Here is a 20,477-nt window from a genome sequence, read left to right on the forward strand (position 1 = left end):
GGAGATGGCGCCAATTGCCTGTCATTTGGCACGAAAAGCTGTCGTGAACGCTGCCGAATTCCATTACACTTTGAGATAGTAAAAGGAGGAATGAACAATGAAAGTCGTTTTACTAACAGGAGCAAGCAGCGGGATCGGGTATCAGACAGCGCAGCTTTTAGCGCAGCGAGGGTGCAAAGTATACGGCGCCGCCCGCCAAGTGAAAAGGATGAAGCCATTGCAAAAGTGGGGCGTCATTCCTGTTGAGCTTGATATGACGGACGAGAAATCGATGGAAAGCTGTGTCAAAATGATCATCGAAAATGAAGGGAAAATAGATGTGCTCATCAACAATGCAGGGTACGGGTCGTATGGCGCAGTCGAGGATGTTTCTCTTGAAGAAGGACGCAAACAGTTTGAGGTGAATTTATTTGGCGTTGCCCGTTTAACACAGCTCGTTTTACCGGTGATGAGAAAACAACAAGCGGGAAAAATTATTTCGATTTCCTCTGTCGGCGGAAAAATCACGACATTATTTGGAGCCTGGTATCACGCTACGAAATTTGCATTGGAAGGGTTCAACGACTGCTTGCGGATGGAAGTGGCGGAATTTGGGATTGACGTTGTATTAATTGAACCAGGAGCGATCAAAACAGAATGGGGGAGCATCGCCGCCGATCATCTATTAGCAAGCGGCAAAGGCGGCGCCTATGAGGAAATGGCGGTCAAAACAGCGGAAAGTATAAGGAAGCAATACACGTCTAACCTGCTTTCAAAGCCGGAAAGGATTGCAAAAGTAATCGCGAAGGCTGTTGACCGAAAACGTCCTAAAACACGCTATTTAATCGGATTTGGCGCTAAGCCGATTCTTTTGATGAAAAGACTTCTCCCTGACCACGTTTATGATAAACTGGTGAAAAATATGTTGTGAGGGCGGGCGTAGCTGTGAAAATAACGATGACAAAACAAATGCAACTGTTTATTGAATCATTGGGAATTTCAATCGATGCTCTGCAGAAAAAAGCGAATATCGCCGATGCACGCTGGCAGCATACGCTGACGATCAGTGATCTTGACTATGTCAATTTGCTTCAGGAGCTTGATCAGCTGTTAACAGATGAGCAGCTCGTCGTCTTTAGTCAAATTGAAAACCTCAACATGTTTATCCCGCCACTGTTTGCGGCACTGACAGCAAAAAATGGATATGAAGGCATTCAGCGGCTCCAGAAATATAAACGTTTGATCGGTCCAATGGAAATGAATGTCATCGAGACCGGACAAACACTGAGCATTACGTTTTCATTTGTCCGAGTAAATCAGGAGCTCCCCCGGTTCGCTCTGTTGGCAGAGCAATTATTGCTCGTTAGTTTAGTACGGACGGGGACGGGAGAAAACGTGATGCCGCTTATGATTGAAGGTCCGTATTCATATGGAGCGAAAATCGAAGAGTGGCTCGGGGTAAGTGGAACGAAAAACGTGAAAAACCGGCTCGTGTTTAAGAAAGAGGATGTGATGCAGCCTTTTCTTACGGAAAACAATGTGATGTGGGGGTATTTAGAGCCGGAATTTACGAAAAGACTTTATCAGGTTTCCACGGAAAAAACGTTCTCGCAAAACGTTCAGGCGAAATTATTCTCAGCGATTCCGACCGGGAGTTTTACAGTCAAAGATGTCGCCAAATCAATGGGAATCAGCGTCCGGACGCTGCAGCGGAATTTGGCGGCGGAAAATACGACATTCCAGAAGCAGCTTCAAATAGTGCAGCAGCAATTAGCTTTTCATTATTTGCAGCGATCCGACTTGACGACAGATGACATCTCCTACTTGCTTGGGTATGCGGACACGAATTCATTTGTCCGTGCTTTCAAAAGATGGACGGGAAAAACACTTTCTGAATACCGATTGCCTCGCTAGTCGTAACAAGCTTGTCCCGCAAAGGCCATTCTCAGCCTTTTGCGGCAAGGTCATTTCCATTCATCAAGCGCTTCAGCTTCTTCTCGGTTCCCGTGTTTTCAACAGGGGTGTAGACACTGCATCGTACATCATGATGGCCCTGGACTTGCAAAGAGGTCAGATTGAAAACCATTTTCCCGGCCTTGGCATGACGGAATTCAATTTGAATGTCCGGGGCCGAGCTGACTTCGCTTTCATTCCACAATTGCCGGAACTCCGGATAGTCGTTTTCCATTTCTTCAATGAAATCAATGTACCAGTGATCAGCAACATATTGCCCGTAATACGTCCGGAAAATCGCGATAAACCCTCTGACGAATTCGACCCAGTTGACTGCCAGGCTTCTGAATTCCTTGCGTGCAAAAAGCAGCCGGATCAAGTTTCTTTCCGCTGGTGGAATTTGGGCGAAATCGAGGAACACATTGGCCGCAGCCTCATTCCAGCCGACGATAAAGCAACGGCGGTCGGTGATGATCGAAGGGCAGTTTCTAAGCTCCTGTAGAATCTTTTGCAGCGGGGGGCTGATCTGAATCTCTTCCGGGGCGGGAGCGGGGCGCTCCGTTCCTTCATCCAGGGCCAAGCCGTACAAATATTTTTTTTCGTCTTTATTCAGTTGCAATGCCGCTGAAATACCTTCTAATACAGAGGTGGAGACATGAATGTCCCGTCCCTGCTCAAGCCATGTGTACCACGTCGTGCTAACGCCTGCCAGTTGGGCAACCTCTTCCCTCCGCAATCCTGGAGTTCTGCGGCGAATGCCTGTTGGCAGTCCGACCATTTGCGGATTCAGCTTTGCCCGTTTTCCTTTTAAAAAATCAGATAATGCTTGGAGTCTCGTTTCACGATTCATCGTCGCTCCCTCCCCCATTTGCTTATGATAGTACTTATTATACTATGATAAATAACAACTTGTAATAGGATGAGAGCACGTTAAACTAAAGAAAACGCAATGGGAGGCTGGGAAATGAAAAGAGTTGTGATTACCGGGATGGGGGTCATCTCGCCCCTTGGTCATGATGTCGATACGTTTTGGAAGCACTTAGTGGAAGGGAAATCGGGCATTTCACCGATTGATACGTTTGATGTGGCTGACTTGAAAACAAAAATTGCCGGCCTTGTGCGTGACTTCAATCCGGAAGCACGCTGGGGAAGAAAAGAAGCGCGGCGGCTCGACCGGTTTGTGCAGTTTGCCCTCGCAGCAGCTGAATCCGCTTTGGAGGCGGGACGGTTCGAGCCGGAAGAGGTTGACCGTGAGCGTTTTGGCGTTTTTGTTGGCTCAGGAATTGGCGGGATTCAGACGTTTATAGACAATGTCAATCTATTAAATGAACGTGGGGCCGGACGGGTCAGTCCGCAGCTTGTGCCGATGATGATCGCCAACGCGGCTGCGGCGCAAATCAGCATGAGGTTTGGCGCGCATGGGCCGTCCATGTCGCCGGTAACCGCGTGCTCAATCGGCAATACAGCAATCGGAGAAGCCTATCATACGATTCAAAACGATGATGCGGATATGATGCTTGCCGGTGGGACGGAAGCGGCGATTACGAATTTATCGTTGGCCAGTTTCGGAAATGCGAAGGCGCTATCAACGAGAAACGAGGAGCCGGAGGCCGCCAGCCGGCCGTTTGATGCGAACAGAGACGGCTTTGTGATGAGCGAGGGAGCAGGCATTTTGCTGCTGGAATCCTATGAGCATGCGTTGAAACGCCAGGCGCCGATTTTGGCTGAAGTGATCGGCTACGGAGCCAGCTCGGATGCTCATCATATGGTCGCGCCGCATCCTGAAGGAAAGGGCGCTTATTTAGCGATGAAGCGCGCGCTGAAAAAAGCGAAGGTAGCCATGGCTGATATTGATCTGATTAGCGCTCATGCGACAAGTACAGCGGCGGGTGATTTGGCGGAAACGAAGGCGATCAAGCAGATGTTCGGCGATGCAGCCTATCAAATCCCGGTCACAGCCAATAAGTCGATGCTCGGCCACATGCTCGGCGCGGCAGGAGGAGTCGAGGCAATTGCCCTCGTCAAAAGTCTGCAGGAAAATCTCATTCCCCCAACGATTAATTTGCAAAATCCGGATCCAAGCTGTGATTTAGATTATGTCGCAGAAGGAGCGCGGCAGGCGGCGCTCTCCATTGGCCTATCCAATTCATTTGGATTTGGCGGTCATAATTCCACGATTATTTTAAAAAAATTTGAGTAGAGAGTCCAAAGAGGAAGCGGCTGAAAAAGGATGAGTTTCACTTTTTCAGCCGCTTTTTTATAATTGTTTATAAAAGGCGACGGCAGCTTCGGCCTGCTGAAGAATGTCACAGATCAGTTCTTTTGGCTCAATTACTTTTATTTGATCGGCGAATCCGAGAATATATCCTCTTGCTTCTTCTTTCGTATCGAAAGAGAGCTTGACGGGAATCCAATCCTGCTCTCGTTCTGTTCCAAGCTCGACGACGCGAACGAACCGCCCGCTGTAACGCAGCCTGGGCCATATCGCCGCTGTCACCTCAACGGTGACTTCATATGTCGGCAATGTTGCCAGAAAGGCGGCTGTCGATGCTTTCCAGTAGTTGGCGAGGTCAAAGTTCTCCGGCCGTTTACATGATTCGTTAGCCAAGGCCGCGGAATGAATGCGCGAGGCTCTGTAATTGCGGATGGCGCCATTATCTTTTTGTGCAATTAAGTACCAGCGCTCTCCCTTCGCCACGAGTCCAAGTGGAGAAACAACCCGTTCAGCTGTTTTCCCGTCTGCCTGCTCGTAAATGATGTTTAATTTGTAATCGCTCCAGATGGCTTCTTTCAAGACATCAAACGCTGTGACCTTTTCCTTTCGTTGACGCCAGCCACTCGTGTCAATATGAATACGGTTCCAGACATCCTTCGCCTTTTCCCGATTGGCCGAGGGCAGGGAAGCGAGCAGTTTCTGCCTCGCTTCCTCGGAAGAGCGAGTCAGCCCGAGGTCATCAAGCAACTGAACAGAAGGAGAAACAAGCAGCGTACGTAGTTCTGTTTCCGTCATCCCTGTTAAGCTGGTTTGAAAGCCGTCTACTAATGACCAGCCGCCGTTTTGTCCGCGCTCAGAAAATACCGGAATGCCAATGCCACTTAACGCTTCCATATCCCTGTAAATTGTCCGCTTGGAAACTTCGAGTTTCTCCGCGAGGTCTTTTGCGGTTAGTTGGCGCTGAGATTGCAATAGTAAAAGGATCGATAGTAAACGGTCCGCTCTGATTGTACTCACCCTTTCTGATTTTCGCTACATTTAATTTAAGGAAAGATGACAATAGATGTCAACAATGGGTCATTATAATGAAAGAACTTCAACGAGGAAAGGATGAAACAAATGAAACAATTAACCGGAAAAGTAGCGCTCGTCACAGGGGGAAGCAGAGGAGCAGGCCGCGGGATCGCGATTGAGTTGGGGAAAGCCGGAGCGACCGTATATGTGACGGGGCGCAGTACGAGCGGGAATACAACGAATCAGTGGCCGGGGACGATTGATGAAACCGTCTCTGAGATTGAAGCATCCGGAGGCAAAGCGAGCGCAATTCGTTGCGATCATACGAACGATGCGGAAACGGAAGCAGCGATTGCACAAATTCGACGTGAGCAAGGAAAGCTTGACATCGTCGTCAATAACGTCTGGGGCGCTCATGACCTTGGTGTGGAGCCTGGGGCGTTCTGGGAATTGCCGCTGAAGCATTGGGATACGATGTTTAACGCAGGTGTCCGGGCCCAGCTGGCGACAAATCATTTTGCGCTTCCATTGCTGCGTGAGAATAATCAAGCGCTGATTGTTCATACGACTTTTTGGGATAATGATAAATACACCGGGCAGTTTTATTACGATTTGGCGAAAAACGCCCTGATTCGCATGGCATATGGATTATCGCTTGAAGTAAAAGCGGATAACATTGCCGTGGTCGCTGTATCTCCGGGGTTTATGCGAACCGAGCTTGTGTTGCAGCATTTCCAGACTGACGAAGCGCATTGGCAGGAAATAAAAGAATTGCAGGCATCGGAAACACCATACTATGTTGGGCGGGGCATTAAAGCGTTGGCGATGGATCCTGATGTGATGAAAAAAAGCGGGCGGGTCGTGAAAGTCGGTGACTTGGCGAAAGAGTACCAGTTTACCGATATTGACGGTCGCTATATTCCTCCGTTTATACTATAATGGTTCTCGATGAAAAGGAAATAAATGTTATGATTACATGACATGAAGCAGAGTCATGCTACCTTTTTCGGAAAGGGGGACCATTGATGTATAGTGGGATTGACGCGAGTTTTGTTATCAAACTGCTCGTCTTGCTTGCTGTTACTGTTATTTTCATTTTTTTGTTTCAAACATTGCTGAGAAAATGGTTGAACGTTGAAAAGCCAAAATGGTTTTCCTACCAGCATGTGAATGAAAAGCATAAAAAAGTAGATTGGATAACCAGGGGGATCACGGTCGTTTTGACTATTATCTGGCTTATCATCACGCTTACTATGGAAAATGGCTTGTTGTTCGGGCCTTCCTTTCCCTTTCTTCTCGTTATCTTTATCCCTGGTGTCGTGCAGGTGATTATGGAATGGAAGTATGCCGAAAATCGCAACGCTTATCTGGCTACGGCCGGGGAACTCGTCTTTTTCGCTCTTTTATTTACTGTGTTAATTTCAACGGAGTTCTTCGGCTGGTTTGGCTAGATGGTTAAAATAAGAAATGGGGAGAGAATGGTGAGCAGCAAACAAAAGCAGCAACGCAGACTAAAAAGAGTATTACGGGCCGTGGCGGTAATTCTTGGTGCCTTTATTACGGCTTACGGATTGGAAGCAGTATTAATTCCAAACAGCGTATCGGATGGAGGGGTGACGGGAGTAAGCATCGTCGGCTCACAGCTAAGCGGAGCCCCCCTCGGAATGTTAATCGCCGTGCTTAACACCCCTTTTGTGTTTTTAGGCTATAAACAGATGGGGAAAAGCTTTGCCATTTATTCCGTGATCGGAATTGTTTCGCTTGCCGCCGGAACGACGATGATGCATCATATTCCGCCGATCGTTGAAGGCGACACCCTTTTGGTTACCGTTGTTGGCGGGATAATTATTGGCTTTGGCATGGGACTGGCCCTCAGAAACGGCGGGGCGTTAGACGGGATTGATATGCTGGCCGTTCTGCTTTCGCGGAAATTGCCTTTTGGGACAAGTGATTTAATTTTGTTTTTAAATATGTTTGTCTTTATTTTCGTTTCGACTGTTTTTGGTCTGCAGGGAGCATTTCTCTCGGCGATCGCCTATTATATCGCCTCAAAGGTGATCCATATCGTCGAAGAAGGATTGAGCGGTTCAAAAACGTTTAAAATTATTACAAGTCAGCCTGAACGAATGGTCGAAACGATTCGTGACCGCCTTGGCCGCAGCGCCACGTACAATATCGTGCAAGGCGGCTATTCAAATGAACAGTTTAAAGAAATTACATGCGTCATTAATCGCTTGGAAGACAGCAAAATGAAAGAGATTATTCATGAAATTGATGAACGTGCTTTCGTCATGGTGTATGACGTCGCTGAAGTAAAGGGTGGAAATTTCAAAAAGCGGAATATTCATTAGGAAAAACAGCGATCCGCACGTTGGCTGCCACCTTTTCCCTGCTTCCGGCGTCTTATATGGAAACAGGAAAACTAATGAATCGAGCTTTTGAAAGGGTGGTTACGGTGAAAAACGTCAATCCAATTTTGTGCAAAATGATGAGTCTTGGCATCGCCTGCCTGTTCATCGTTGGACCGGGTCTGACGGTGATCGCTGCAGAGTACGCGCCGGCTGCATCTGGCTTTCTTGCCCGGCAAAGCATGGCGGGAGACGAGGAAGCGCGTCAATCGGTCTCACTGCCGCGTGAAACAGAAGAACAATTGATTACAAAGCACGCCAAAACGGTCGTGGACGCTTTAGCTGAGAAAGACTTCGCCACTGTGGCGGATTATGTCCATCCGAAAAAGGGTGTCCGCTTTTCTCCCTATGCTTATGTAAAAAAGGCTCATCGAAGTTTCACACCGGAATGCGTTAGTAAAATGATGAACGATTCAACAGTGTATTTCTGGGGGACGTATGACGGCAGCGGGCACGCAATTGAATTAACGCCGGCGGAATACTACGAACGGTTCCTTTATCAAAAAGATTTCGCCCGGGCTGAGGACATCCATTTCGATCAGCTTACCGAGAGGGGAAATACGCTTCACAATGCCGATGAGGTGTATCCTGACGCTCATTTTGTTGAATTTCATCTCCCTGGCTCGGAGGAGCTGGCGGGAATGGATTGGGCGAGCCTGATTATGGCGTTTGAAAAGTGGAACGGTCAATGGTATCTCGTCGGAATGATTCAGGATCAATGGACGATTTAGCACGCTCAGATCTCTTGAACTGAGAGTCCGCCACCGGATTATAAGAAAGGATAAACATTCTCAGCAGTAAGGAAAGGAAGAATTGAGGAAGGTATTGACTCCACTCATGCTTCAAAGAAGGAAGGGGCAGACAAAACCTGTCAGCATATCATACACCATAAGCCCGTTGTGAGAATCCGACACACAACGGGCTTTAACTCTCGTGGTGGTTCCGTACAGAGCTTAGGCGCTAGGAAAAAGATGAAAAAAAACCTTTTAACCTGCAACCTTTCGTCATCTCGTCCGTATATTCTGGTATATGATGGAATAAGGAGGAATGACGATGAAAAAAAGCTACACTGCTGCAGTTTACCTGAGGGTGCTGCTCGTTTTGGCTTTGCTGTCGCTTAGCGTAGCACCAGGTGCAGCGGCACAAACATCAACGGAAGGAAGCGAATTAACAGAGGAAAGCTTGAATGAATTTCTTGAGCAATTTTTTGCCGCTGAACAAGTTCAGCCCCATTATATTGGCGCCTCGGTCGTTGTTGTGAAAGACGGCGAGGTGATTGGACAGAAAGGATACGGCTATGCTGATCAAGCGACGGAAACAGCTGTTGATCCGGAAGAGACGGTCTTTAGAGTCGCGTCTGTTTCGAAATCATTTACGGCCGTTGCGGTGATGCAGCTTGTCGAGCAGGGGAAAATTGACCTTCAAGAGGATATTCGTACATATTTACCGGAACTACAGTTTGCGAATCCATATGCCACCCCTGTCACTGTGGCGCATTTGCTGACTCATACGACAGGATTTGAAATTCGTGATCCACAGGCAAGTGATTTACACGAGGATTTTACAAGAATCGTAGAAATGGAAGACTATGTTCACGAGCATATGCCTTCTGTTGTCAGGGAGCCTGGCACTTCGTATATGTATGATAATTTCGCCTCCCTCCTGGCAGGACTGCTTGTCGAAAAGGTAAGTGGAGAGCCATTTGAGCGGTATATGCAAACGCATCTGTTTGAACCGCTTGGGATGGAAAACAGCAGCTATGAATTAAGTGACCGGATGATCGGGCAGCTGGCAACAGGCTATGACCAGCTCGGTGGAGAAATCCCGCTTTACACCGTGACACCGACGATCATGCCACACGGCGGAATGCTTTCAACTGCAGAGGATATTGGGAAGTTTATGATTGGTTTTCTTGAAGGCGGAAAGACAGACGAAGGTGAATTTTTATCGGAAAAGTCTATCAATCTGATGGAAACCTATCAATCTGCCATTCACCCGCTGATCCCGAATACGACATACGGATTTGAAGCGCCGATGCAGCTTCCTGGAGCCGGCAGCAGCAGCCGCATCATTACGAAAGCAGGGGATCTAACTGGCTTTAGCTCCTATTTGTTCATGCTTCCGGATGAGGAGACCGGTGTCTTTTTGACCTACAATCAAAACGGCGCATTACGGGAGTTGTTTTATAGCCAATTCATGAGTACATTTTTCCCGCAATATGTGGCGCCGGCCGATTTCGATGACTTTGAGCCGCTGCCGCAAGATGAGCTTGAAGCGTTTACCGGCGTTTATCAGGACTTGCGCCTGAATATCTTGATCTCGACAGTCGCTCTGGGAGAGGATGGGGCATTAACGATTTCCGACAGCTTCCTCGGTCCAAGACCGCTTATTCAAGTCGAGGAGCGCTTGTTCGTCGATTCATTAACCAATCAATTGATTGGCTTTGAAGGAAATGAGGCTGGAGATGTCAGCTATTTGAGTGAACCGAACTTGAATCCGCTAGGCTATGCGCAAAAAGGGGAACAGCCAGTTGGATTCAGTGATATTTCTGAAGATCATCCGTATGCCGACTATATTTTCCCGCTCCAGTCATTAGCCTATTATCCAAATGACGCGGTTCGAACCTTTGACCCGCAACGCCCGGTGACGAGAGCCTCGTTCATCGAAAACATTCTTGTCATCAGCAACCTGCCGGGCAGTGAAACAGACCAGCTCGCTTTCAACGACATTGCTGGACATCCAAGCGCCGCCTATATTCAGATGGCCTTTGAATTAGGGTTAATCAACGGGGATGGGCAAGGAAATTTCAGACCTGATGAGGCAATTACACGGCAAGAAGCGGCCGTGATGCTATGGAGAAGCTACCGGGAGCAATTTCCGGATCAGCTTTTTACTGATATTGTCGTAACGGGGGAAGTGAGTGAATGGGCGCTCCCGGCTATTAAAATGATGGTCGCCTTTGGCTATCACGGTCCCGAAGTCGTTGTCGGGGACAGCGGAGCGGATTATCTCGCAACCAAACCATTAACAAATGAGGAAGAGGCGGCAATTTTATGGTCGCTTTTAACCGTGCCGGCTTACATGATTGCCGATGAACTGGCCCCGGATCAAAGCGACGAGCAAGCAGAGCTTGATCCTGTGACAGAAGCGGCAATGCGGGCGTTGTCATTAACAATTGTTGATTGATTCGAGGGGCTGGGCAAAAGGTGAAAACAACCTTTTTTCCAGCCTTCTCTTTTGCCAGCGCCAAAATGATTAACTATTTTGACGCTGAGATAACGATTCTTTACCGACCATAAGGTCCAAAAGCTCCGGGGCCATAAGGTCTGAAACCGTGGTTAATTACAACATCTTTACGCACTGGTGCAGTAATATGACGTGGTACATCAAAGATATTGAGACGGTTGACAAATACAACCGGATGGATAACAGGAACTTCACGACGAAGAAATTGATCGTTGACTACATACTGCGTAGGACAAACAATTGGTCGAGGACATCTGCCCATGTTGATCACCTCCTTGGAAAGCTTATACATTAAATGCTGCTGGTTGTCTCATTGAAACGGCGAATCAATTAGGACAGGTGTTTAATTCCTTAGGGAACCTGGTGCTCTGGGAGATCGAAAAGTCTTAAGTTGAGCGAAAAACTCAATGGCATAAAGTCATGCCCTGAGAAGGGAATTTAGCGGAATAAAAGGAAAATCGATCGCAGGATAAAAAGATCGAAAAAAAGATTAACATCGGTTATCCTAATGTATAATGGCCAATTTGCTGGTTGTGAGCGAAATAAGCTTTGAGGAGCAGGAAAGAAGGGATTTTCGCGAATGGAAGAAAAAGAGAACGACATTCATAACATGTCGCTTGACGAGGAAACGCTTTTTATCGTGTCACAAACTTTTAAAGCTCTTTCGGATCCGACAAGGTTACGTATTCTTCACTTATTATTAAAAGGCGAACATTCTGTCAACGAAATCGCTGAAAAGCTCTCGTTATTACAATCAACTGTATCCCATCAGCTTCGTTTATTAAAGAATACCCGCCTGGTGAAATTTCGGAGAGAGGGCACGACGATTTATTATTCCCATGACGATAAGCATGTCATCGATTTGTTAAAGCAAACGATTGACCATGCCCGGCATACATGAACTGAAAAAGACAAATTGCGAAGCTGCTGAAAAAGTACGGTGTCACTTTTTTAGCAGCTTTTTTCTTCGAAGCGTTTCAGTGTCCCTCTAATTGCAGGCGTCTTCTTGACATTTATCCGTTTCAATCTGGATGGTTGTATGGTGAATATGAAAGTTAAGCAGCTTCTTTTTCGCCTCGGCTAACAGTTGCTGCTGTGAGAAAGCGGGTTTCATGACAAGATGACAGCTCAAGGCCGGAAAATCAGACGTGATCGACCAGACGTGCAGATCGTGGACGTGATGGACACCGTTCAGCGCGAGTAGTGATTCCTTTACTTCTGCGACATCAATCTGCGGCGGCGCGCCTTCCATCAGAATATGCACGGCATCCTTAATGACGCGAAAGCCTGCAATTGTAATGAGCAGGGCAACGAAGACACTGGCAATTGGATCGGCAAGATTCCAGCCGAAGAAGAGAATTAGGAGCGCTGCGACAATCGCTCCGACGGAACCAAGAAGGTCTCCGAGGACATGGAGAAAGGCGCTGCGGACATTTAAGTTTTCATCTTTGTCTCCGCGCATAAGCAAATAGGCGGCGACGATATTGACCACTAACCCAATAAAAGCAATGATGAGCATCCCGGAGCTGATCACGTCAGGAGGAGCGAGAATCCGGCGGTAAGCCTCCCAAAAAATATAAAGCGAGATGATGATCAACGTTAGTCCGTTAATAAAAGCCGCGAGAATTTCAAATCGTCTGTAGCCAAACGTTTTTGATAAGGTCGCCTTTTTTTCACCAAATTTCAAAGCAAGAAAGCTAAGTCCGAGCGCGCCGGCATCACTCAGCATGTGACCGGCGTCTGACAAAAGGGCAAGGCTGTTCGTCAACAATCCGCCGACAGCTTCAACAATCATGTAGGACGCAATCAACATAAATGACAGCTTTAAGGCTTTTTTATTTTTGCTGTGATGTGAATGTCCCATAAAAACATCCTCCTTCAATATATGATTATATGTTCATATATTGATTATTTCAAAAATATTGTCGGAGTGCAAGCCTTTTAATGAATGTTTTTGTCCTGCAGGGGGAGATGCTAAGAAAGGACAGCGTGGCGAGGGAGTCTGGTCGTCTCTGAAGATAATCGTCCATTTTCACAGGACGCCTGGACATAATGAGGTTGTGCTGCTGGAAGGGTGATTGCTGCGGCTATCGACCTCAGGAGTGTTTCTGCGCGTTCGTTCAGGAATTTCCTGCTGGTGTTTCATAATTATTTCCGTGTTGTCCATACTTTATCTTATACAGGTTTCGTTTGAACGTTTTTCGTTAATAGAGGTAGAAAAGAAAACATAGTGAGAGCGACAAAGGAGAAGATAAGATGAATGCAAACATCCCGCAGGACAAAGCGCTTGACAATAGCCTGGCCTTAATGCAGGAAGGCTATTTGTTTATTAAAAATCGGGTGAGCCGCTATCAGTCCGACTTGTTTGAAGCGCGCCTCTTAGGGCAAAAGGTCATCTGCATGAGCGGAAGAGAGGCGGCGCAGCTTTTTTATGATCCAGAGCTTTTTCAGCGGAAGGGAGCCGCCCCGAAGCGGATTCAGAAATCGTTGTTTGGCGTCAACGCGATTCAGACAATGGACGGTCAAAAGCATCTTCATCGCAAGCTGCTCTTTATGTCATTGATGACGCCTGACCATGAGAAGCAGCTGGCAGACATGGTCGCAACAGAGTGGCGTCACGCCCAGAAACGGTGGAAAGATAAAGAAAAGGTCGTCCTTTTTGAAGAAGCGGAAAGAGTGCTGTGCCGGGCCGCCTGTGATTGGGCCGTCATTCCGCTGGCAGAATCGGAGCTGGATGAGCGGGCGCAAGACTTTACTGCGATGGTTGACGCCTTTGGCGCGGTCGGACCGCGTCATTGGAAAGGAAGAAGGGCGCGAACGAGGGCAGAGGAATGGATCAAAGACATTATTGAAAAGGTGCGAGGCGAAAAGATAGTCGTTGAAAAAGATACCGCTCTTTATCAGCTGGCGTTTTACAAAGATGATGAAGGGAACCAGCTTGATGCTCACATGGCCGCGGTTGAACTAATCAACGTGCTTCGTCCGATTGTTGCGATTGCGACATTTATTACGTTTGCTGCCCTGGCTTTATATGAATATCCGGCTTATCGGGAGAAGCTGAAAGATGATGAAGCTTTCCGGGAAATGTTTGTTCAGGAGGTCAGACGCTATTATCCGTTCGGACCCTTTCTTGGGGCGCGGGTGAAAAAGCCGTTTACATGGAAGCAGTGTGATTTTAAAGAAGGACAGCTGGTGCTGCTTGATATGTACGGAACCAATCATGATCCGCGACTTTGGGAGCGGCCTGAGGAGTTCAATCCGGAGCGGTTCCGCAATTGGTCAGGGGATCCTTTTGCTTTCATTCCGCAAGGAGGGGGCGAACCGGAAAAAGGTCATCGCTGCCCGGGTGAAGGAATTACGATCGAAGTCATGAAAGCAACTGTAGACTTTCTCGTACACTTGCGCTATGAAGTCCCTGAGCAGGACGTACAATACAGTATGAACAGAATGCCGACACTACCGAATAGTGGATTTGTGATAAAGCCTTTGCATTAAATGAGTTTCAGTAGGAAGGCTGCTTTCCATTCATGGGGGCAGCTTTTTTCGCCTGAGCTGAAAATGCCACAAAATTGAAATGAAGATTTTATTTTCAGAATTTTTATATAAAAGTGGTATACAAAGATAATACAGTATGGTATTCTAAATTTATAAATTTGGTATACCATTCTGGGGGTACATATATGACTGATCAGTCGAGCAGTATGCAAACTTTATATACGATCATCAAGCAGGATATTATCGATCAGGATCTTAAACCGGGCCAACGTTTACCTGAACGGGAGCTTGCTGAAAGATACAATGTTAGCCGCACGCCAATCAGGCAGGTGCTACAGCAACTGTCGATGGAAGGGTTAGTGGAATTTATTCCTTATAAAGGAGCTTTTATAAAAGATTTAACGATTGAAGATTTTAAAGATATTACACAGCTTAGAGCGGTACTGGAAAAGCTTGCTGTTGAAATATGCTGTGAATCGACTGATAAAACAGTGGGTGAACAGCTGGAACATATCATCAGCAATCAGCAAAAAGCAATTGATAAAAAAGATGTGAAAGAATACACCCATCTCGATCAGGAGTTTCATCATGCGATCGTGAAAGCCTCGACGAATAAAGAATTAGAAAAATTTATTGAATTATTAAATCAAAAATCATACTTGTCGAGGGTGAGAACACTGACATTGCCGGGACAAATGGAAAGGTCGATCGAAGAGCATCGGGATATTCTGAAATATATCCTGCTGAAGGATAAAGAAAGCGCCGGCAAAAAAGCAGCAGCCCATGTAGAGGATGCATTGCAGCGCTATATTGAGATCCACAACATCATAACAAAATTCACATAAGAAGGACTTTTTGTAAATGACTTAGCGAGTTTATTTCTCATTTCTAGCAATGGACCCGCTAAGAATTTATAGATAATGAAGAAAAGGAAGGTGTTTGCATGAAACAAGTATCTGTTGAACAACAACTCATGCTTATTAATGGGGAAGGGCGAGCCAGTGTCAGCTCAGAGTTTTTTTCAATTGAAAGCCCGGCTGAGAGAGGTTCTGTCATAGCGGAAGTGCCAAGGTCTTCGGCTGAAGATGTGGATATTGCCGTAAAAGCAGCACATGCAGCCTTTGCCTCCTGGAGAGAGGTTCCCGCAAAGGAAAGGGGGAAGCTATTATGGAGAATTGCCGATGCCGTTGAAGAGCAGGCAGAGGATATCGCAAGAACAATCGCGACTGAAACGGGAAATGCGATTCGTACGCAAGCGAGAGGTGAAGTGAAGAGTGTCATCGAGATTTTTCGTTACTTCGCCGGTGTTGTCAGTGAAATCCGGGGCAGTACATGCCCGGTTGACAACAATTTAATGGCATACACGCAGCGTGAACCATATGGTGTCGTCGGGGCGATCGTTCCCTGGAATGCGCCGGTTCAGCTCTCATCACTAAAAATTGCGCCCGCGGTGGCGGCAGGAAATACAATCGTATTAAAAACAGCTGAGGATGCCCCATTAGGAGTACTGAAGCTCGCAAAAATTTGTGCGGAGTACTTGCCAGCTGGCGTCGTTAACGTAATTACAGGCTTTGGTCAGGAATGCGGCGAAGCATTAACGGGTCATCCGCTAGTCAATAAATTAACATTTACCGGATCAACAGCCGTAGGGAAAACAATTATGCGAAAGGCAGCCGAACGAATTGTGCCAGTCTCTTTGGAATTGGGCGGAAAAAGCCCGCAAATTGTTTTTCCCGATGCAAATAACGACAAAGTGGTGGAAGGAATTATTTCTGCGATGCGCTTCGCCCGCCAAGGACAATCCTGCTCCGCGGGTACTCGGTTGTTTTTACACGAATCTATTTTTCATTCATTTGTGAAAAAGCTGGTCAATCGCTTAGGAGAGCTTAAAGTAGGTCATCCACTTGATGAGGAATCAGATATGGGCTCTCTGATAAATAAGAAGCAGTTTGATAAAGTGACCAAGTTTATAGAGGAAGGAATAAATGATGACAATTTAGAGCTTCTCATCGGCGGTCTCCCTCCTCAGGAAGGACCGTTGGCGGAAGGATATTATCATCAGCCAACCTTGTTTGCTTGTCAAAATAACAAGACGAGACTTGCCAAAGAGGAAATTTTTGGCCCGGTGCTTTTAATTATGTCCTGGAGTGACGAGGAAGAGGTCATCAAGGCCGCTAATGACAGTTCATATGGGTTAGCTGCTTTTGTCTGGACGAATGACACGAAGAAAGCGTTAAGAACAGCAGGCAAAATTGAATCAGGCTGGATTCAAGTAAATCGGGGAGGCGCGCAAATGCCTGGCCTTTCCTATGGAGGCTACAAACAAAGTGGAATCGGGCGTGAATTTTCCTTAGAGGGAATGCTCGACAGCTACACCCAAGTGAAAAGTATTATGATTGATTTCAATGATTAATTTTTTCAGAATGAATCGCTAACTATGTAAAGGCTGTAGCAAATCCAGCATTGAGTAAGTTACAGCCTTTACATTAAATCTCACTTCTTTTGAAAGTGCTTTAATTTGAATAAAATGAAAAAAATGTTACATCAAATGATGATAGGGAGTGGTTGTGATGAAAGATAAAGTACTTGTTGTTGGTGCTGGTAGAATGGGATTCGGTGTGATACAAACGTTGATCAGAAAAGGCTATCAAGTATCGGTGAGTGATCCATCTGATGAAGCAGTCAATCGGGCGAAGCATATTGGAGCAGAAGCGATTGAAGATAGTAATCAATCTCTTACTGATCATAACGTGATAATTATGAGCTTACCGGGACCCGTTCAAGTAAAAGAGATGACAGAAAAAATGGTTCCATTTAATCAAGCTCATCAGCCTTTGGTCATCGATTTGAGCACAATAGACCCTCAAACAGCGATCGACGCCAGTAAGAGATGTAAGAGGAAGGGACTGCGTTATATCGAAGCTCCAGTTAGCGGGGGGCCAAGTGGTGCATCCCTGGCTTGATTTTATTCCTGCCCAATTTATTGTGAGCAGGCATAACCGTCTCCATGATAGCTAACACGTTTACTTTCGAAGCTTGATTTAAAAATTATCCTTGGTTATAATACTGATAAGAGTTAAATAAAGTACGCATACTAATGTAGAAAAGCCCCGTGTTGGTCGCACGAGACTTTTCTTTTTAGCAAATTGCTTCCGTAGATGGCGGTCGGCAGTATTGTTTAAAGTAACTCACACTGAGCCCACCAAAAGCAGAGTGTGAGTTACTTTTTTATTTGTACAATCATGATTACAACCATGATAAATGTTAGCAATAGTGTTGCAAATCCGACTGTCAATATTGCTGCATTGTAAGTAACCATGTCAGTATCACCTCCTCCCATTAACGGAGGCTCAACCAACCACTCTACTCTATTCAATTTGCTTCCTTTAGTTATATCATTTTCTTCGTCATTTTTCTTCCCACTTTCCCTGCTTTCTCACCCCAGCTTCCCGTGGAAAGCGGAATTATATTTCAGCAGCGGGATTCCCTTCTTTTCATAGCAATTTAGTGATAACAGACGGATTAGAGGGACTACTTTATCTATTCGGGTTACCCATTATGGACAATATAAACAAATACCTGTACATGGATACAAAGCCTTGATTATTATACGAATATTAATGTTACTTTACCTTATCAGCGTTTCGTGAACCTAAGCTGAAAGCGAGATGTGGTACTTTAGCCGGGAATTCTCTTTTCATGAAATAGCTGCTCGTAAAAAGCTGTTCAGGAGACGCTTTGTTACTTTATACTGGGTGGGGACGTTACATAATAAATATAGAAAGAAAGAAGGGTTACAATGAAGAGAAGGATCATGGCAGCGGTCGGGATATCAGCTTTATTGGTTGTGGCCAGCCCCGTACAAGCTGAGGTCGCATTTTCGGATGTTTCAAATGGGTTTTGGGGAGTGGAGGAGATTCACTTTTTGGCTGAGCAGGGCGTGATGCTAGGGTATCAGGATGGAGCTTTCGGGATTGGCGATGATGTGACAAGAGCGCAGGCCGCGGTAACGCTGGCGCGACTGCACGGGCTGGATATGGAACAGCCGGAGCCTGTCTCGTTCACGGATGTAGCGGAGACGACGAACTATGCTTATTCCGGCATTGCCGCAGCGGTGGGAGCAGGATTTTTTGCTGATGGAAATGAGTTTCGCCCGAATGATACGTTAACGCGGGCTGAGATGGCTACAATTCTTTCGCGTTCTTCGCAGCTAACGAGCAGCCAGCCTGTTGATTTTCGCGATGTGGCATCCGGGCATTGGGCGTATGAGAGCATCAGCAAGCTCGCGGAAAATCGCCTGACAACCGGTTATCACGATTTGACTTTTCGTCCAGGAGAACCTGTGACCCGGGCTGAATTCGCTGTTTTCTTGGCGCGGGCAAAAGAGGAATCCTTTCGTGAGGAGGTCGCTGTTCTTCCACAGCGGGCCGCTGAAAATGTCTACTTTCCTCGCGTGACCGGTCTTGATCAAGAAAGTCAAGGTCGAGTCAATCAGACGCTCGCCGAGCATGCAGGTCGGTCAGTGGAGGCGAGAGAAGAGCTGTTTGCGCGTGCGGAAGCCGAAGAAGATCAAATGATCGCTGAGCGTTACGCGTTTGGTGAGAGCTACCGGATTGAACAGAATGATGCCGATTACTTGAGCATTGTCTTTGAGGGCTATCACTATACAGGAGGCGCGCATGGTGGGAGCTGGCAAACCGCTTATACATTTACTCCTGCAAGCGGAGAATTGGTAGCATTAAAGGATCTGTTCCCTGAAGGTACAGACTATTTGGCGATTATTAACGAAACCGTGTCTGCAGGCGTGACGGATGCAGGCTTTCAGCTTGAATTTAATGATGTTTTTGATTTTGATGGGATTGACCCGGATACAAAACAGTTTTATGTATCCGATCAAGGGGTGACAATATATTTCAGCGAATATGAAATTGCTCCATATGCAGTTGGTATGCCGTCTTTTACAATCAGCTGGGAACAGTTCGGCGTGAAAAAGTAACTTGAACTGCAGTTGGTGAGTTTTGACGGATAATTAGCTAACAGGAAAAAGTCCTTTCTAAAAGCTGCTGAAAAAGAGTAAATCGTACGTTTTCAGCAGCTTCCCGATTAGGGCTTTTTTTATTGCAACTCATTAACTTTAATCAGCTTTGTGGACGTATCGAGAAATTGTTTTACAATCGTTGAATTGTTATCTGTGCGCCATGCCAGGCTCATGTCTACGCGTGGTGCTTCTTGTTCAATCGTTACATAGGTGACATCATGCGTGTGAAAGTTCGAGGTGGATCGCGGGACGATGCTGATTCCTAGTCCTGAGGCGACCAGGCCTATTACTGTTTGGATTTCCTTGACGACTTGACGCGTGATCGGTTCAAAGCCGGCGGCGTGACATTTTGCGATAATATCATCGTACCAGCTCGGCCAAATCTCTCTCTCTACCATAATAAATTGCTCCAAACTCAGCTCTTTCATCGAAAGGGAGTCCCGCTGGGCAAAAGGATGTGATTTTGGCACGACGGCGATTCCGGTCTCCTGGTAGATGGGCAAAAGGGATAAAAGTGGATCGAAAATGGGCGGTCTGACAAAGCCTATGTCAATTTCCTTATTATGAAAGGCCTCAATTTGCCTTGGGGTGTGCATCTCGTGAAGGATTAAGTCGATCGCGGGAAACTGTTCCTGAAAACCGCGAACAATGGTCGGCAAAATATCAAACGTAGCAGAACCAATAAACCCAATTACTAAACGACCGGCCATCCCGTTTTGGGCTCTAATCGCTGCTGCTTTCGCTTCATCTAATTTGGTGAGTACGTGACGCACTTCCTGCAGGAACACGGTTCCGGCATTTGTCAGCTCTACATGTCTTTTCGATCGTTCAAACAGCTTGACACCAAGTTCTTTTTCAAGCTGTAAAATCTGTTGACTCAGCGGTGGCTGTGTCATCTGCAGGCGTATTGCCGCACGGCCAAAATTCAGCTCCTCGGCGACAACTGTGAAATAGATAAGCTGACGCAATTCCACACCATTCCCCTCCTTTTTATTAAGTCGTTTATCGTCTTAAAAACACATTTTTTATATATTAGACACCAGTTCGTTCTCAATGTAAAGTTTTTTATAAAGCTGGAAGACGGCCAAGTTGAGAATTTGCGATAGGATCATCTTCGGAATTCCAAAAA

General features: G+C 46.5%; 19 protein-coding genes. 14 read left to right on the forward strand and 5 right to left on the reverse strand.

All coding sequences use genetic code 11. The annotated features are described in order from the left end of the window. The first annotated feature begins 97 nt into the window (after window positions 1-97). On the forward strand, window positions 98-910 hold the full coding sequence (locus ABMB67_RS16855) for an oxidoreductase (protein WP_354572785.1): 813 nt from the start codon (window positions 98-100) through the stop codon (window positions 908-910). A 14-nt stretch (window positions 911-924) separates the two neighbouring features. Further along, entirely contained in the window at window positions 925-1,893 is a 969-nt protein-coding gene (locus ABMB67_RS16860) for an AraC family transcriptional regulator (protein ID WP_354572786.1), read from the forward strand. A 31-nt stretch (window positions 1,894-1,924) separates the two neighbouring features. Here the strand turns inward: ABMB67_RS16860 and ABMB67_RS16865 are convergent, their stop codons facing one another. Continuing rightward, on the reverse strand, window positions 1,925-2,782 hold the full coding sequence (locus tag ABMB67_RS16865) for a helix-turn-helix transcriptional regulator (protein ID WP_354572787.1): 858 nt from the start codon (window positions 2,780-2,782) through the stop codon (window positions 1,925-1,927). Window positions 2,783-2,896: 114 nt separating this feature from the next. Here ABMB67_RS16865 and fabF point away from each other — a divergent pair, with 114 nt between their 5' ends. Continuing rightward, window positions 2,897-4,132: a beta-ketoacyl-ACP synthase II gene (gene fabF, locus ABMB67_RS16870; protein ID WP_354572788.1), complete on the forward strand. Its 1,236-nt coding sequence runs from the start codon at window positions 2,897-2,899 to the stop codon at window positions 4,130-4,132. 57 nt (window positions 4,133-4,189) lie between these two features. Here the strand turns inward: fabF and ABMB67_RS16875 are convergent, their stop codons facing one another. After that, window positions 4,190-5,155 carry a helix-turn-helix transcriptional regulator gene (locus ABMB67_RS16875; protein ID WP_354572823.1) on the reverse strand — a complete coding sequence of 322 codons (966 nt, stop codon included), beginning with the start codon at window positions 5,153-5,155 and terminating at the stop codon, window positions 4,190-4,192. Between the two features lie 111 nt (window positions 5,156-5,266). Between ABMB67_RS16875 and ABMB67_RS16880 the strand changes: the two genes are divergently transcribed. The 5 genes from ABMB67_RS16880 to ABMB67_RS16900 all read left to right on the forward strand — a co-directional run bounded on the left by ABMB67_RS16880 (window position 5,267) and on the right by ABMB67_RS16900 (window position 10,755). Further along, window positions 5,267-6,100, forward strand: a complete 834-nt coding sequence (locus ABMB67_RS16880) for an SDR family NAD(P)-dependent oxidoreductase (RefSeq protein WP_354572789.1) — start codon at window positions 5,267-5,269, stop codon at window positions 6,098-6,100. An 86-nt stretch (window positions 6,101-6,186) separates the two neighbouring features. Further along, on the forward strand, window positions 6,187-6,612 hold the full coding sequence (locus ABMB67_RS16885) for a DUF4181 domain-containing protein (protein WP_354572790.1): 426 nt from the start codon (window positions 6,187-6,189) through the stop codon (window positions 6,610-6,612). Window positions 6,613-6,642: 30 nt separating this feature from the next. Next, window positions 6,643-7,512, forward strand: coding sequence for a YitT family protein (locus ABMB67_RS16890; RefSeq protein ID WP_390189247.1), 870 nt, complete (start codon window positions 6,643-6,645; stop codon window positions 7,510-7,512). Window positions 7,513-7,616: 104 nt separating this feature from the next. Next, on the forward strand, window positions 7,617-8,300 hold the full coding sequence (locus ABMB67_RS16895) for a hypothetical protein (RefSeq protein WP_354572791.1): 684 nt from the start codon (window positions 7,617-7,619) through the stop codon (window positions 8,298-8,300). Window positions 8,301-8,622: 322 nt separating this feature from the next. Continuing rightward, window positions 8,623-10,755, forward strand: a complete 2,133-nt coding sequence (locus ABMB67_RS16900; protein ID WP_354572792.1) for a serine hydrolase domain-containing protein — start codon at window positions 8,623-8,625, stop codon at window positions 10,753-10,755. Window positions 10,756-10,855: 100 nt separating this feature from the next. On the opposite strand, the gene ABMB67_RS16905 is transcribed toward ABMB67_RS16900, so the two are convergent. Further along, window positions 10,856-11,077, reverse strand: coding sequence for a hypothetical protein (locus ABMB67_RS16905; protein WP_251224986.1), 222 nt, complete (start codon window positions 11,075-11,077; stop codon window positions 10,856-10,858). A gap of 318 nt (window positions 11,078-11,395) precedes the next feature. Between ABMB67_RS16905 and ABMB67_RS16910 the strand changes: the two genes are divergently transcribed. Beyond that, entirely contained in the window at window positions 11,396-11,716 is a 321-nt protein-coding gene (locus ABMB67_RS16910) for an ArsR/SmtB family transcription factor (protein ID WP_354572793.1), read from the forward strand. Between the two features lie 87 nt (window positions 11,717-11,803). Here the strand turns inward: ABMB67_RS16910 and ABMB67_RS16915 are convergent, their stop codons facing one another. Further along, a complete protein-coding gene (locus tag ABMB67_RS16915) occupies window positions 11,804-12,679 on the reverse strand; it encodes a cation diffusion facilitator family transporter (protein WP_354572794.1) in 876 nt (291 codons plus the stop codon). A 392-nt stretch (window positions 12,680-13,071) separates the two neighbouring features. Between ABMB67_RS16915 and cypC the strand changes: the two genes are divergently transcribed. From cypC to ABMB67_RS16940, 5 genes are all read left to right on the forward strand, one after another. Then, on the forward strand, window positions 13,072-14,310 hold the full coding sequence (gene cypC / locus ABMB67_RS16920) for a CYP152 family fatty-acid peroxygenase CypC (protein WP_354572795.1): 1,239 nt from the start codon (window positions 13,072-13,074) through the stop codon (window positions 14,308-14,310). A gap of 185 nt (window positions 14,311-14,495) precedes the next feature. Then, window positions 14,496-15,155 carry a GntR family transcriptional regulator gene (locus tag ABMB67_RS16925; RefSeq protein WP_354572796.1) on the forward strand — a complete coding sequence of 220 codons (660 nt, stop codon included), beginning with the start codon at window positions 14,496-14,498 and terminating at the stop codon, window positions 15,153-15,155. A gap of 98 nt (window positions 15,156-15,253) precedes the next feature. Then, window positions 15,254-16,723, forward strand: a complete 1,470-nt coding sequence (locus ABMB67_RS16930; RefSeq protein WP_354572797.1) for an aldehyde dehydrogenase family protein — start codon at window positions 15,254-15,256, stop codon at window positions 16,721-16,723. 157 nt (window positions 16,724-16,880) lie between these two features. Further along, window positions 16,881-17,273: an NAD(P)-binding domain-containing protein gene (locus tag ABMB67_RS16935; RefSeq protein ID WP_354572798.1), complete on the forward strand. Its 393-nt coding sequence runs from the start codon at window positions 16,881-16,883 to the stop codon at window positions 17,271-17,273. Window positions 17,274-18,109: 836 nt separating this feature from the next. After that, entirely contained in the window at window positions 18,110-19,306 is a 1,197-nt protein-coding gene (locus ABMB67_RS16940; protein WP_354572799.1) for an S-layer homology domain-containing protein, read from the forward strand. A gap of 119 nt (window positions 19,307-19,425) precedes the next feature. On the opposite strand, the gene ABMB67_RS16945 is transcribed toward ABMB67_RS16940, so the two are convergent. After that, window positions 19,426-20,322 (reverse strand): LysR family transcriptional regulator, encoded by an 897-nt coding sequence (locus ABMB67_RS16945; RefSeq protein WP_354572800.1) that lies wholly within the window; start codon window positions 20,320-20,322, stop codon window positions 19,426-19,428. Between the last annotated feature and the right edge of the window lie 155 nt (window positions 20,323-20,477).

Source organism: Halalkalibacter oceani, assembly GCF_040544555.1.
In the GTDB taxonomy this organism is placed as follows: Bacteria; Bacillota; Bacilli; order Bacillales; family Bacillaceae_D; genus Halalkalibacter; species Halalkalibacter oceani.